The sequence below is a fragment of the Syntrophotalea carbinolica DSM 2380 genome, from assembly GCF_000012885.1.
Lineage (GTDB): Bacteria > Desulfobacterota > Desulfuromonadia > Desulfuromonadales > Syntrophotaleaceae > Syntrophotalea > Syntrophotalea carbinolica.
This window is the reverse complement of the sequence record NC_007498.2, coordinates 631,865-644,559: the sequence shown is the minus strand read 5'-3', so window position 1 is coordinate 644,559 and position 12,695 is coordinate 631,865. Positions and strand designations below refer to the sequence as shown.

At 51.7% G+C, this 12,695-nt stretch carries 12 protein-coding genes; 6 read left to right on the top strand and 6 right to left on the bottom strand.

Going from position 1 to position 12,695, the window contains the following annotated elements; all coding sequences use genetic code 11:
- Positions 1–76: 76 nt before the first annotated feature.
- Positions 77–358, top strand: a complete 282-nt coding sequence (locus tag PCAR_RS03360; RefSeq protein WP_011340224.1) for a hypothetical protein — start codon at positions 77–79, stop codon at positions 356–358.
- Between the two features lie 510 nt (positions 359–868).
- Here the strand turns inward: PCAR_RS03360 and PCAR_RS03355 are convergent.
- Both PCAR_RS03355 and PCAR_RS03350 read right to left on the bottom strand, forming a co-directional pair.
- A complete protein-coding gene (locus PCAR_RS03355) occupies positions 869–1,918 on the bottom strand; it encodes an IS110 family transposase (RefSeq protein ID WP_011340223.1) in 1,050 nt (349 codons plus the stop codon).
- 177 nt (positions 1,919–2,095) lie between these two features.
- The gene (locus PCAR_RS03350) at positions 2,096–2,395 is read right to left on the bottom strand and encodes a hypothetical protein (protein ID WP_011340222.1); all 300 of its coding nucleotides are present in this window, start codon (positions 2,393–2,395) and stop codon (positions 2,096–2,098) included.
- A gap of 571 nt (positions 2,396–2,966) precedes the next feature.
- On the opposite strand from PCAR_RS03350, the gene PCAR_RS03340 reads away from it, so the two are divergent.
- Positions 2,967–3,749, top strand: coding sequence for a class I SAM-dependent methyltransferase (locus tag PCAR_RS03340; protein ID WP_148204290.1), 783 nt, complete (start codon positions 2,967–2,969; stop codon positions 3,747–3,749).
- Positions 3,750–4,239: 490 nt separating this feature from the next.
- Positions 4,240–5,790: a transposase gene (locus tag PCAR_RS03335; RefSeq protein ID WP_011340219.1), complete on the top strand. Its 1,551-nt coding sequence runs from the start codon at positions 4,240–4,242 to the stop codon at positions 5,788–5,790.
- Between the two features lie 196 nt (positions 5,791–5,986).
- Here the strand turns inward: PCAR_RS03335 and PCAR_RS03330 are convergent, their stop codons facing one another.
- The 3 genes from PCAR_RS03330 to PCAR_RS03320 all read right to left on the bottom strand — a co-directional run bounded on the left by PCAR_RS03330 (position 5,987) and on the right by PCAR_RS03320 (position 7,837).
- Positions 5,987–6,277 (bottom strand): type II toxin-antitoxin system RelE/ParE family toxin, encoded by a 291-nt coding sequence (locus tag PCAR_RS03330; protein ID WP_011340218.1) that lies wholly within the window; start codon positions 6,275–6,277, stop codon positions 5,987–5,989.
- On the bottom strand, positions 6,270–6,491 hold the full coding sequence (locus tag PCAR_RS03325; RefSeq protein ID WP_011340217.1) for a TA system antitoxin ParD family protein: 222 nt from the start codon (positions 6,489–6,491) through the stop codon (positions 6,270–6,272). The genes PCAR_RS03330 and PCAR_RS03325 overlap by 8 nt, the downstream gene beginning before the upstream one ends.
- Positions 6,492–6,616: 125 nt before the next feature.
- Positions 6,617–7,837, bottom strand: coding sequence for an ISL3 family transposase (locus PCAR_RS03320; RefSeq protein ID WP_011340216.1), 1,221 nt, complete (start codon positions 7,835–7,837; stop codon positions 6,617–6,619).
- Positions 7,838–7,919: 82 nt separating this feature from the next.
- Here PCAR_RS03320 and PCAR_RS03315 point away from each other — a divergent pair, with 82 nt between their 5' ends.
- Positions 7,920–8,273, top strand: a complete 354-nt coding sequence (locus PCAR_RS03315; protein ID WP_011340215.1) for a hypothetical protein — start codon at positions 7,920–7,922, stop codon at positions 8,271–8,273.
- Between the two features lie 199 nt (positions 8,274–8,472).
- On the opposite strand, the gene PCAR_RS03310 is transcribed toward PCAR_RS03315, so the two are convergent.
- Positions 8,473–9,945, bottom strand: coding sequence for a lytic transglycosylase F (locus PCAR_RS03310; RefSeq protein WP_148204289.1), 1,473 nt, complete (start codon positions 9,943–9,945; stop codon positions 8,473–8,475).
- A gap of 163 nt (positions 9,946–10,108) precedes the next feature.
- Between PCAR_RS03310 and PCAR_RS03305 the strand changes: the two genes are divergently transcribed.
- Together PCAR_RS03305 and PCAR_RS03300 are read left to right on the top strand one after the other, a co-directional pair.
- The gene (locus PCAR_RS03305; RefSeq protein ID WP_011340213.1) at positions 10,109–11,302 is read left to right on the top strand and encodes an acyltransferase family protein; all 1,194 of its coding nucleotides are present in this window, start codon (positions 10,109–10,111) and stop codon (positions 11,300–11,302) included.
- Positions 11,303–11,602: 300 nt separating this feature from the next.
- Positions 11,603–12,601: an AAA family ATPase gene (locus PCAR_RS03300; protein ID WP_011340212.1), complete on the top strand. Its 999-nt coding sequence runs from the start codon at positions 11,603–11,605 to the stop codon at positions 12,599–12,601.
- Positions 12,602–12,695 lie beyond the last annotated feature (94 nt).

The following is a 12,695-nucleotide window of genomic DNA, read 5'->3' as shown; positions in this document are numbered from 1 at the left end:
AGGGGCTCCAGCGGATTTGCAAAACGCTGCGCGTTCCGCAAACGCGCTGAGCCCAGACGTTATGTGACAGAAATCAATGAAGTTCAAATATCAACTTCCACCAGAATTAGTTACTAAATGTTCCGAGTTTTCGGAATTTGCTAACGGTGGTGCGCAGGTAACGATCTTATTGAAAAATGGCAAATTGTTTAAAGAAGCTTTAGTCTCGAATTCAATGTATTTGGTTGCAATGAGGGGACACCCTTACTTGCCGTTCTCCATCGGTGATATTGCTGACATATGCCAAACTGAAGAAGATAAAAATCCATCCCAAAGGGGCAACTGGGATTTTTGGGACGATTGGCAAGACGCCACATAACACTTATCAGGCCCCCGTTCGTCAAGGACAAACTAATCCCGCGAACGAAAAAGATTGAATCTTTTTGATCTTTGAAAAGCGACTGATCCTTGAAACCTGCCGATTCCGACTTGGGTTTCCACCTGGTTGCAGACGAACTCTGCACCAAACACTTATCGAGGCTCTTTTGTGCGAGGCTCTGTCGAGCTCTCGCCGCCTGGAAACGCGTGCGTGCCCTTGTGCCGGTCCAATCAAAAAGTCGAGGTCCATCCAGTAGCCGATGGTCGCAGTTAGGTGCGGACTCGGGGAAGGGGCAGAATCCGGCGCGGGTCTTTTGGACCATCGCGCAAGCTGTATGTGGGAGCGAGGCGAACCTCCAATCAAAAAACCGGATAGCGGTAGTCGGCGGATCAAACGGCCTTGGTAGCGGGCTGCTGTTACCCAGAAGTCTTCGCTTCGTTTCGGCCGTCCAGAGATCTGCACATCAAGATGCCTTCCAGTTAGACGGTCAGGCTGATCCGCCTCCTCCCTTCAAGTGCCTTGACGCAGAAACCGCTGCGGGTCGAAAGGCACCTGATTCTTGAGCATGTAATATACGGCCCGGCCAAGGCGATGGGACAGAATGGCAAAGGCTTTACCCTTGCCGTGCTTGCTGGCCAGTTTCTGCACCACGGCCTGAGCGGGCTTGTTGCCTTTAAGCATTAGCACCACCGCCTCACCAAAAGCCCAGCGCAGATGGGCATTACCGATTTTCTTGCCGCTGTGGCCGTAGGCTTTGCCGTTCGACTCCTTGGCCGGTTTCACCAGGCGGCAGTAGGAAGCAAAATCCTGCACCCGGGGAAAGCGGGTGATATCTTCGATTTCGTAGAGCATCACCAGCCCCAGTATGCGACCGACACCGGGAATTGACTTAAGCAGGGCGAGGTTGACTGGATTGTGCTGGTTGGCGATGCGCTCCAACTCCCGCTCCAAGCTATCGAGCAGATGTTCGTAATGTTCGATGGTTGCCAGATCGATCTCGACCATACGGCGTACCGCCGGTTCGGCAAAGCGGGCAGGCACATTGCCCCGTTCGCTCGGCTTGGCAATGCGCCCCAGCGGTTCGGGAAGATTGTACTGCGTGGCCGTATTATGAATGTGCGCTACCAGCTCCGCTTTCTTGCGCGCCAGGTGGTTGCGACGCCGTAGCAGATCGCGGGTGGCCCGCATTTGCTTTGGATAGACATAACCCTGCGGCAAAGTGCCGCCGCGCAGGAGCACAGCAATCTTGTACGAGTCGATGCGGTCGTTTTTGGCTTTGCCACCATGGATGGCCCGCATATAGAGAGCATGGCCCAGGACAAAGTTGATTCCCTCATCGGCACAGAGATCGGCCAGCCAGTACCAAGTGAACATGCACTCGGCGGCCACCACCAGATACTTGCGGTAGGGTTTGATCAGACGCAGAAAGCTCTTTGGCCGGGTCGGAATGTTTTGGTGAACGACGATCTCCCCGGCCGCATCAAGGATACACACATACATGGCCCCGGCATGCAGGTCGACGCCGCAATAATACTGGTGTTGTTTGGTGTAAAATCTCATGGTGCAGGCTCCTTTCTTTGAGGGTTGGTGTCTGCTCAAAGGATACCGGATGGTCCGGTATCTGAAGGGGGCCTGCACTTAGTATCAAAAAGGTCAACCGGACTGGTGATAGAGGGGCGGTCACCGTAGGGGTTTCTACTAAATGTAACCAGCACGACGCAGCCGGTTACCACTACGTTATAAAACTTCTGCGTCTCCGTTTACCCATCCCTCTTGGTAGTCGCATGTTCCCTTTTCCGCCAGGGTGGCGCTAGCCTCAACATCCGACCAGTTCATATTGTTTTTGGCCCAATCCTCTATTTCGTAGGTATCGCTTTCAAAAAGAGGCTCGGTGTCTTCACGCAGGCTGCGGTCTACATCGCCGCCGAACTGAGAGGCGTAATATTCTGCCCTGTCAATAGCGATCACGTTGACCGGCACCGACCACTTTTCACCGTTTGGCATTGTCGTTACATAGTGCTTTGCAAGTATGCTCATTGTCGCTTCTCCAGTAGCTTGGTTTTATAACAAGCCGCTCGACCGAAAGTGCTACGCACATCGGTCAGCTATATCGTTAGGGCACCGCGCAGAGACGACCCATGTTTATGGTTTTGTTCATCTCTTTAGTCGTTCTTGGCTTGTATGCCGTCATTGGAAATTTTGTTGTTTACACTATTCTGGTATGGCGTGGCGTCTCAGTGGATTTCCTTTGGGCCGGTACCCCCGGGTATTTGGCCAAGGTGTGTTCCAAAAATATTGGTTTGGTGGGCGCCAAGCTTACTTGGGTAGCTCGCAGTACCGATATAGCGTTCATTGTGGTTTTCCTCGGCGGTTCGTTTCTAGGAGTTTGTCTATCGATAGCTGCTAACTCTTAACGCGCTGATAGCAACGTTGATACTCTCTGCCAGAGTCAAAGGGGAATCCCTAACAAGCCACTCCACCGGATGGCCGATGTAGGGGCGGTTTTCGTTTAAGTTTTTGCTTCGCCGGTGACACAGCGCCACCGGTGAGCTCAGTCGTTATCTTATCGCGCGAAATATGATTGGAAGGTTCAGAGAGGGGGAATACCTTGGCAAAGTTTGAAGAGTCACGGTGGGCCGACTCAAACTTCTCACAAGATTACAGGGATAATTCTGATCGATATTTGCCATTTCGTGACCAATTTATCCAAGTTGCAAAATTAGGTTATAAAAATTTTATTTCAAAAAAGAACGCGGCAAGTATTCTCGATCTTGGTTGTGGTGACGGACTATTTATATATGAATTGGCAAAGGCCTCACCGTTTTTAAACGCAACCCTAGTTGATGCGTCATCAGAAATGTTGTCGGTGGCAAAGGCGCGTCTGTCAAATAAAGAAAATATCGATTTTATTAAGGCAAGTTTTCAACAAATTTCCGACAGTGATCCGCTGAACAAAAAATTCGATTTCATATATTCTTCGTTGGCAATTCACCACCTTTCATTTAGCGAAAAAAAGAGGCTCTATTCCTATATATTTGATCATTTGTCTCCAGGAGGATATTTTTTTAATTATGACGTTGTTTTGTCACCAACGACAATGCTTGAAGAATGGCATCTGTCTTTGTGGCGAGAGTGGATCAAAAGTCATTCCACAATAGAAGTTCCAAACAAGTTCCTAAATATTCCAAGCAAGTATAAAAGTAACCCCGACAACGTCCCAGACACCCTTGAATCCCAGATTAAGGTACTCAGGAATCTCGGATTTCAAAATGTTGATTGTGTTTTTAAATATGGAATATTTTCTTTGTTTGTTGGAAGCCGGTCAAAAGAGAAAGATAACAATTCCATTCACTCGGACACGGATTCCGCTGCGCTTCATCCGTGCCGGTGATGGCAACGTTCGAAGGCAAACAATGTCAGACGAGATTTGGAAGATACTATCGTTCCTCTCTGAAAGCTTTTGTGAAAGAAGAGCACTCCAGTGTCTCTTTCGTTTTCTTCCAGCCTATTTCTCGCCGAATGGCTTGACTGATGGGTGGGAAGATTGCCGGAGAGCGCTTGCCAGCACAAGAGCACTTTGCCGGGACGAATTGACCCCAGACGAGGCAGAGGGAATTGATAAGGCAATGAACCTTATTGATCGCATGCTTGAAGGTCGGTGAATGACTGCCTGGCAAGCACCTCAACCAACATGAGGTGGTCAAAATCTTCGAACCATCCACTGCACGCGGACGGGTGAAACATGGGCGGTTTTCGTTTAGACTTCTGCAAGGTCGGCCCGGCTCACCGCCGCCGGTGACCTCAAACGTTGAGGCTGTAGGAAAACCCAAAAATGTGTTAGAATGCGAAAAATTTCATGAAATGCTAAAGGGGTTTTTCTCATGCCTCGTTTCAAACCCTACGACTACAAGCAAACCGTTATGTTGCCGGTGGATTTCGAACAGCAGATCCTGCCCGGCACCTTCGAGTATTCCCTGCACTACCTGGTCGACAACGAACTCGACCTGAGTATTTTCAACAGTAAATTCAACAACGACGAAGCCGGCCGTCCCGCCTACGATCCGGCCATTCTGCTGAAGATTGTGCTGCTGGCCTATTCGCGCGGAGTTACTAGCAGTCGCAAAATCGAAGCGCTGTGCCGTGAAAACGTGATCTTTATGGCCCTGTCCGCCGACAGCCGTCCGCATTTCACCACCATTGCCGACTTCATCTCCGGATCTGCCGAACAGATTGCCGACCTGTTTCATCAGGTGCTGATGGTTTGCGATGCCCTGGGGCTGATTGGTCATGAGATGTTCGCCGTCGACGGTTGCAAGATGCCATCGAACGCCTCCAAGGAGTGGAGCGGCACCCACGACGATTTGAAAAAGAAAGCCAAGAAGATCGACCGGGCCGTACGCTTTCTGCTCAACAAGCACCGCGAAGAAGATAAACAGGGGCCGCCCGATCCGACCATGCGACAGCGGGAGGAAAAACAGAAAGAGACTCTGACCAAGGCCAGTCGTAAGATCAAGAAGTTCCTGACCGAAAACAAAAAACGCCAGGGTCGTCGCGGCAAGGAAGTGAAAAGCAACATCACCGATAACGACAGCGCCAAGATGAAGACCAGCCACGGCGTGCTTCAGGGCTACACTGGCGTCGCCGCGGTCGATGCCGAGCATCAGGTGGTGGTGCATGCCGAAGCCTTCGGTACGGGACAGGAGCATGGGTTGCTCGAACCGATGCTTGAGGGCATCCGCAAGGCCTTCAACGGTAACTATCATAACTGTGGTGACGAGATTCTTAGCGAGGCCAAAATCCTGGCCGATAGTGGTTTTCATGGCGGACAGACTCTGGAGCATCTGGAAGCAGAAGGCATAGACGGCTATATCGCCGATCCTGGTTTTCGCTCCCGCGATCCCCGTTTCAAGACCGCGTCACGTCACAAGCCCCAAGACTCCGGTGCGTCAAAGAGCCACCCAAAAAAACGCTTCAGCGTCAGTGACTTTCAGGTCGATCTTGCCAACAAGACCTGCGTCTGTCCGGCCGGTAACCCTCTGTGGCTCAAGTGCGCCAAAGCCAAGATCGGCGAGCGTTTATTCATGCAATTCATGGGCTATCAGGCTGATTGTGATCGCTGTGCAAAGCGGAGCCAATGTTTGCGAGACATCCGCCAAAAAGGAGCCCGCCAGGTCAACGTGCTGCTGGAGACGCTATCGAGTCCCAAGATCGGCATCATCGAGCGGATGAAACAGAAGATCGATTCCGTGTTCGGTCGCTACATTTACGGGCAACGCCTGGGTATCGTCGAACCTGTCTTTGGCAATCTGCGCGAAACGCTTGGGCTGCGACGGTTTTCCCTGCGTGGTCGCACCAAAGTCGATGGGCAATGGAAATTGATGACGATGCTCCACAATATCGGCAAGATTCATCGGTATGGATGGACTTTGTAGGGTAAAAGCGGGAAATCCGGGTCTAGATGGAGTAAAAGCTTCTTCTTTGTACGGTTTGTGGAGTCGTTTTAGAGAGAATAAGGCGAAGGAAACCGAAGAGAACTTAAAATAGGAATCGAGGCCAAGAAGAATCGATTGACGGAAAACAGGTTCAGTCAAAATGGTTTTTCTACAGGCTCGTTATGATGGAGTCCGCCTAGATAATGCTTTTGACATCCCGGTAAAAATTCTCATGCGAACCGAGAGCCATTAGCTCCAGAGTGACCGTTCCATCTTCATAGCTATAACCAAGAAGGGTGAGCTGTTTATTCATTTTAAATTTGTAGACTCGGAGAAATGACAGATCCCCCTTTTTCTGCTCACCCAAAAGGGGATCATCAACAAGCTCCTTAACGGCCTTATCCAAATCCTTCTTTTGGTTCTGGTGGAGTTTTTTGACTGCTTTTTTGAAGGTTGGTGTTTGAAGAATCTGGGTAATTTTAGCCAAAGTCGTATTCCTCGAGCTTACCGGCTTCTTTTTCGGCTTTTGCAATAATGGCCTGCCTGACGAACTCATATGGCAGGTCTGGGTTATCTTCCATCATTTCACCGATTTTAGCCCAGTGCTCAATTTGCTTTGGCGTTGTACGGTTTAATGCTTTTGCCATAATAGCGGCTTTTTCAACTAAATCTTGGTCAAGTCGTACACTGGCTGTAGACATATGAACCTCCTTTCCACGATCAACTTGCAGCAATTGTAGCAGATTGCATCAAGCAGCGCAAGTTGATCATAACAATAGAATGTCTTTAGATAAATCGGCTCTTCCCCCGATCGAGTGGGTAACAGCTATCGCATGATGCCTTCAGGGTATAGCTTCAAGCCCCCGAGATGGAAATAAATGGCATTGCGGAACCGCTCCTTATTGCGGAATCCGCGACTTCTGACCTTGATAGTTTTGATCCGGCTGTTGATGCTCTCGGCCGGGCCGTTGGTGACCTTCAGAAGGATGGCATTGAGAATGCCCCAAAGGTGCTCTTTGATCGTTTTCGCAACCTTTTTCATGGGCTGCAAGCGGCAACGAACAGCCCAGGCCAGCCACTTCTTCCAGGCCTTGACGACCCAGGGTCTGCGAACGTAATGCCACAATCCCATGGCGGCCTCTTTTAGCGCCCAGGCGCGGGCGGTTTTCAGGCTGCTCTCTCGCAGATCGCGAAACCAGCGCCATTGCTTGTCGCTCATGTTGACGGGGTTGGTCAACCACACATGCTTGGTGCCGCTCAGATCCTTGCAATCCTGTTTGAGTAGCACCTTATGTTCTTCACGGCGCACCTTGTCGACGGCCTCGCCGAGATATTTGGCCACATGAAACTTGTCGAAGGCGATTTTCCGGGACGCGTCGGGAATCTTCGCCAGAGTAGCGTTGATGTAGGCAGACCACATATCCATGGAAACCGACTCAATGCCTGCTTTCTGTTCCTCGGAAAGGGAGTCGTAGTAGTCCGTCAGATCCTTCTTATTTCGCCCCAGGGCGACATGGATCACGTGTCCTTGCTCCTGGTCCGAGACGACCGTGACATAATCGTGCCGCTTGCGGAAGGAGGTCTCGTCGATACCAAGATGCTTGGGAGCCTCGTTTTCGCGTCGCGCAAGGCCCCGCGCGACGGCCCGCGCCATGATGCCGTCAATGGCGTTCCAGCTGAGATTCATCTGTCGGGAGACGGCCGAGATAGTGGCCTCCTTGAGCCAGTCGATGACCAAGGCTTCAAACAGGGCCGTGAACCCGGAGCCAGGTTCCGCCCAAGGCACTTCAACGGTCACGACGCCGTGCTCAGGGCACTGAACGCGGGGGACATCGGCCACAAGCATGGTCTTATACTGGCAGGTATCTAGGTGCCGCCATTTCCGCTGTCGCGTGTCGTAGCCGGGGGCCGTTGCCCCACACTTTGGACAGGTCATGGGGATAGTTTGATCCCGTTCAACAAAAACACTGACCTCGCCGACAGCAAGCGCGAGTTTCACTTCGGCGACCTTCCAGGGCGACCGAATACCAAGGATTTGAGCGTACAAAGCTGTATCATTCCTGTGAGAAACCCTAACTTACCCACTCGATTTAGGGAAGAGCCTCATTCAAAAGGTCGGAACAATAATCATGAAAAAACTATTGTATTTAGTGTTTATCGGAATATGTGTGGCTTGTTTTTATCCTGCAAAGCCAAACTCAACTCTCCATAAGCTGCAAACTCGCATTAAATCAGTTGGTAAAAGTGAGGCCGATTATCGTGAAGAGCTTAGCTACAAAAGGGCGGAGTTGGCTGCCTACGAAAAGGCAATCACAGATATCACCGCCAACATTGAAAGCGTTGTTGCCAATGGCCCTATCTGCCCTATAACCGGTGAAAGAGCCATCACAACTGTGACTGATGACCCAAGAGACGATTTGCGGGCCAGATGCGAGTTGTTAAGGGAAGAGATCCGTGCATTGGAAGACAATATTATGGAGTAAGGACTTTTAAGGGTGCATAACAAAAGGGTCAACCAGAGTGAGATCCTATAGATGCTCTTCAGGCTTTTTTCATTCATCCCCCTAAGCATCGAAAAAGTCGGCGGCAGATAGACGTCGGAGCCTCCCGTGGTTACGAGCTGTAGCCGACGCCCCCTTTACTCCGCGAATTTTACAGTCTCAGCAAGATAGCCCCACGTTGCTAGCCCTGCTCGCGTTCAAGAATCTGATACAACACGTAATACTTATTGATATTACTCACATAGCGCACAGTCTCCTGCCCTATGGACCGCAGGGCCGCCAGCTCCACGTTTCGAAACCACTGATTTTCGTCCAGCCCCACCTTTTTTGTCCGCGCCCGGAGCCTGCGTATTTTGGCGGGGCCGGCGTTATAGGCAGCCAAGGCCAGCCGGGTCCTGTCCCGCGGCCGAATATCCTCTGCACCGAAGTAATGATCCCGAAGAAAAGCGAGATACTTCACCCCGGCATGAATATTATTCTCAACATCCTCCACATGATCGATATTGATATGGGGATCCCTGGCCGTAGAAGGGCGAATCTGCATGATGCCCACAGCGCCGGCGTGACTTTTGCGCGATGGATCCAGCCCGGACTCCTGAAACGCAAGGGCCAGTATCAGCAGCCAATCGAACTGGTAGCGGTCGGCATACTTGCGGATAATCGGCTCGTATCGGCGCACCTTTTTCCAATGTTCCAGATCGGTCGGATCTTTTAACCTTTTGGCGTTTTCATAGTATCGCTTGAAATAGATATTTCCCAGCAATGTGCCCTTTTTATGGGTCCGCAAGAACCGGTTCAGGCTTTTTTTGAGTTTCGGATTGCCCTTGCGCACCATCCAGGCGATGTCCCCTCCCTCTCTGAGCTTTATATCGTCGTAAACAGCAAGGGAAGGCAGCACCTCTTTCCACGCCGCCGCTATATGGCTGTCGGCAACCGTCAATGGCAGCGATCCGGCGTTGACCATTTCGAGAATATCCTCGGTTTCCAGGTCCTCGCTCAAGGTGACGATGTTCACCGGATCCAGGCCCTGGCGGCTGAATTCCTGATTGAGGCGTTTCAAACTTTGGAAATAGCTGCTGCTTTGACGCACCGCAACTTTTCTGCCGCTTAAATCGGCGACCGTTTCAAGTGGGGTATCCTTTTTACGGCCCACCACAACTTCGGCCACCCCGCGCAGGTACGGATCGGTAAAATTGACCTGCTTATTTCGCTGCGGTGTAATGGTCAGGCCCGCAGCCGCTATATCCCCATAGCCCTGGATCAGCTTCGGGATCAGTTCGTCCCTGTCCACCGGAATGAACTCAAACACGATCTGCAGGTTTTTATCGGAAATGTTGGTGTTGAGAAATTTTTCATATCCTTTGAGTAACTCATACTCAAAACCTACCGGCTGGCCATTGGCGACATAAAAATTGGTCCGATTCAGTGTTGTCAGGACACGAATGTATCTCTTTTCAATAAGCCCCGGCAGGTCAACCCTATAACTCGTGGATAAATGCTCGCCCAGTGAGATCCCATGCTGTTTCCCCTTTTGAGAAACCGCGTTTAAATCCTTTTTCCGGAGAGGGGAATCCTGTAAAGAATACACTCCGAAAAAGCTCAAAATAACAGCCAGTCCAAGACATAAAAGCCATACGACTTGTTTCTTCTTCATACCTGCATCCTCCGCTTTCATTTCATCCCATATACATAAGCTCTCGTCGTAAAACCGACAAGTATGCGTCAGGGGAACTCCAAAAACGCTTAAAACTCTCTATGATTAAACTATCAATATGTGGTATACGTCATGACAAACGAGCGTCTTTAAAGGAGTTACCATGAACGATTGTACAGCCAATCCTTCCCTGCAGCGGTTATTCTTTCTCGACAATCTTCGTTATTTTATTGTCCTTTGTGTAATCGTCCTGCACGCAGCCCTCGCGTACAGCAAGCTCACCCCCTGGTGGCCTGTGCTGGAAGGCGATCCCGGCAAGACGGGTATATTTGACGTTATCGTGTTGATTACAGACGTTTTTATCATGCCCATCATGTTTTTCATCGCAGGATTCTTTGCCTTAAAATCTATCCGGAAAAAGGGAGGCTGGCTATTTGTCAGAAGCAAGCTAACGAGAATCGGAATCCCTCTGCTGGCAGGCGCCACTGTCATTGTGCCTGTGATCGGCTACATATACGAATATTTCAGATCCACAGACGCCGTATCCTCCGGATATGCAGCCTACTGGAGCACGTATCTTAAAGGCTTTGGCGACTTTTACGTAGGTTATATCACCTCTTACGCACAGCCTTCGCACAATTATTTCTGGTTCCTTTCTCTTCTTTTCTGGTTCTTTGTCGTTTTTGCCTGTCTTTATGCGATTAAAGCCAAATGGTTCGGCCACAAGTCCGTTATTCCCGAACCGAAGGATTCCTCTGCCTTGCCCGTGCTGCTGGGCCTGGGTGTGGCAACCGGCATGAGTCTTGTCATCATGGTACCCTTATTTACCGTGAATGGGCACGAACCCTGGGTCATCATCGCCAACCTGGTGCAATTCCAGCCAACCCGATTGTTTTTGTATGTTTTCTATTTCCCCGCGGGAATTTATGCCGCATGGAAAGGCTGGTTCTCAAACGGAAAAGCTGTTGGCCGCTTGAGAATATGGCTGCCTGTCTGCCTGGCCATGATGGTTTTTTTTCTGGGCTCCGTACAGAAAATGGGCGGAGGAACGACGCCATCGTTGCCTGTCCTGCTGGTTTATTGTTTTTCGAGGGCCTTTCTCTGCCTCTCCATTTTCATGGTATTGATATCCTTCGCCTATCGCTACTGGAACCGCGATTCAAAAATCAACCGGAGCTTGGCGGCCAACTCCTACGGTATCTATATCCTCCATATGCCGATTGTTCTGGGCTTGGGCCTGGTCCTGTTGTCCTGGGCCGGCGTTCCCGTCATCATTAAATTCTGCATCGTCACGGCGGCTTCGACTTTACTGAGCTGGGGAATCAGTCGGGTTGCCCTCAAACCGGCCGGCCTGTAAGCCCGTATCCCTCAGCAGGATGTTGAAGAAGCCCCCGTCAATGATCGACGGGGGCTTCTTTTATGGTCCGGATTTTACAGTTTGAAACGGATGCTCCCGCCCTCCTGACATGCCGCCCCTCTCCCCCGCGATGCTGCGCATCTGGCCTTGGCAAGATCCAATACCTCCTGAAATTGATTTAAATCAAGTTGTCCCGATCCTGCATTCGATATCCTTGACACATCGCTTCCCTTACACATTCGGGGGAGGGTGTTTCGTTCTAAAATCCCTGTCTTTCGGATTTCCGCAGTCGGAGGCTTTATGGAATCATCGGTAACCGTCAAACCATCGTTGGCTATTGCGATACTCAAGAGCGGGCTTGATGTCAACGTGCCCATGTTCCTCTGGGGTCCCCCCGGCATCGGCAAGTCGCAAATCGTGGCCCAGGTAGCCACAGAGCTGCACCTGCCGCTGATCGATGTCCGCGCAGTGCTGCTGGATCCTGTCGATCTGCGTGGCGTGCCGTCGGTGGAAAACGGCACCACCCGCTGGAATCCGCCCACCTTCCTCCCCTCGGAAGGGGAAGGCGTGTTGTTCCTCGACGAACTCTCCCAGGCGCCGGATTCGGTGCAGAGTTCGCTGCTGCAACTGGTACTGGACCGCAAGCTCGGTGAATACAGTCTGCCGGACGGGTGGCGAATTCTGGCGGCGGGCAACCGGGTGACCGACGGCACCTTCAGTCGTAAGATCAGCAAGGCGCTGGGCTCCCGTTTCGCCACGCACCTGGAACTGGCCGTCGATCTGGACGAGTGGTGCGCCTGGGCGGTCGCCAACAACGTACCGTCGGAAATCATCGGCTTCTTGCGGCTGCGGCCCGAACTCTTGCACCACTTCGATGCCAAGGCCCAGGGACACTCCTTTCCCTGCCCGCGGGTCTGGGCCAATGTCGGGCGGTTCCTGGGCAAGCTGCCGGTCGAGGCGGAATTACCGTTTTTCGCCGGGGCGCTGGGGTTCGGCGCGGCCGCCGAATTCACCTCCTTTCTGGAGGTCTATCGCGACCTGCCGGATGTAGAATCGATCATGCGCGATCCGGACAAATCGGAGGTTCCCCAGGAACCGTCAGTACTCTATGCGCTTTGCGGTGCCATGAGCCGCAAAATCACCGCAGATACGGCAGCCCCCGCCTTCCGCTACATGAGACGGCTGCCGGCCGAATTTCAGGTCGTCTGGCTGCGCGATGCCCTGCAGGCCGAACCCAAACTGGCGACCTCCAAGGAATTCAGCAGCTGGGCCAAAGCCAACGGCGACCTGCTGTTATGATGCAGAACCTTCTTCAGCAGGGGCCGAAGCATTATACATTGCGATAAACGGCCGCCGGGCAACGGATGGCCCGCTGCAGTTCAGCGTCCGACCG

Excerpts from the sequence above, each read along its gene's own strand:
- PCAR_RS03360 (WP_011340224.1), top strand. The coding sequence starts at position 77 with ATGAAGTTCAAATATCAACTTCCACCAGAATTAGTTACTAAATGTTCC.
- PCAR_RS03300 (WP_011340212.1), top strand. The coding sequence starts at position 11,603 with ATGGAATCATCGGTAACCGTCAAACCATCGTTGGCTATTGCGATACTC.
- PCAR_RS03325 (WP_011340217.1), bottom strand. The coding sequence starts at position 6,491 with ATGTCTACAGCCAGTGTACGACTTGACCAAGATTTAGTTGAAAAAGCC.
- PCAR_RS03315 (WP_011340215.1), top strand. The coding sequence starts at position 7,920 with ATGAAAAAACTATTGTATTTAGTGTTTATCGGAATATGTGTGGCTTGT.
- PCAR_RS03310 (WP_148204289.1), bottom strand. The coding sequence starts at position 9,945 with ATGAAGAAGAAACAAGTCGTATGGCTTTTATGTCTTGGACTGGCTGTT.
- PCAR_RS03350 (WP_011340222.1), bottom strand. The coding sequence starts at position 2,395 with ATGAGCATACTTGCAAAGCACTATGTAACGACAATGCCAAACGGTGAA.
- PCAR_RS03355 (WP_011340223.1), bottom strand. The coding sequence starts at position 1,918 with ATGAGATTTTACACCAAACAACACCAGTATTATTGCGGCGTCGACCTG.
- PCAR_RS03305 (WP_011340213.1), top strand. The coding sequence starts at position 10,109 with ATGAACGATTGTACAGCCAATCCTTCCCTGCAGCGGTTATTCTTTCTC.
- PCAR_RS03335 (WP_011340219.1), top strand. The coding sequence starts at position 4,240 with ATGCCTCGTTTCAAACCCTACGACTACAAGCAAACCGTTATGTTGCCG.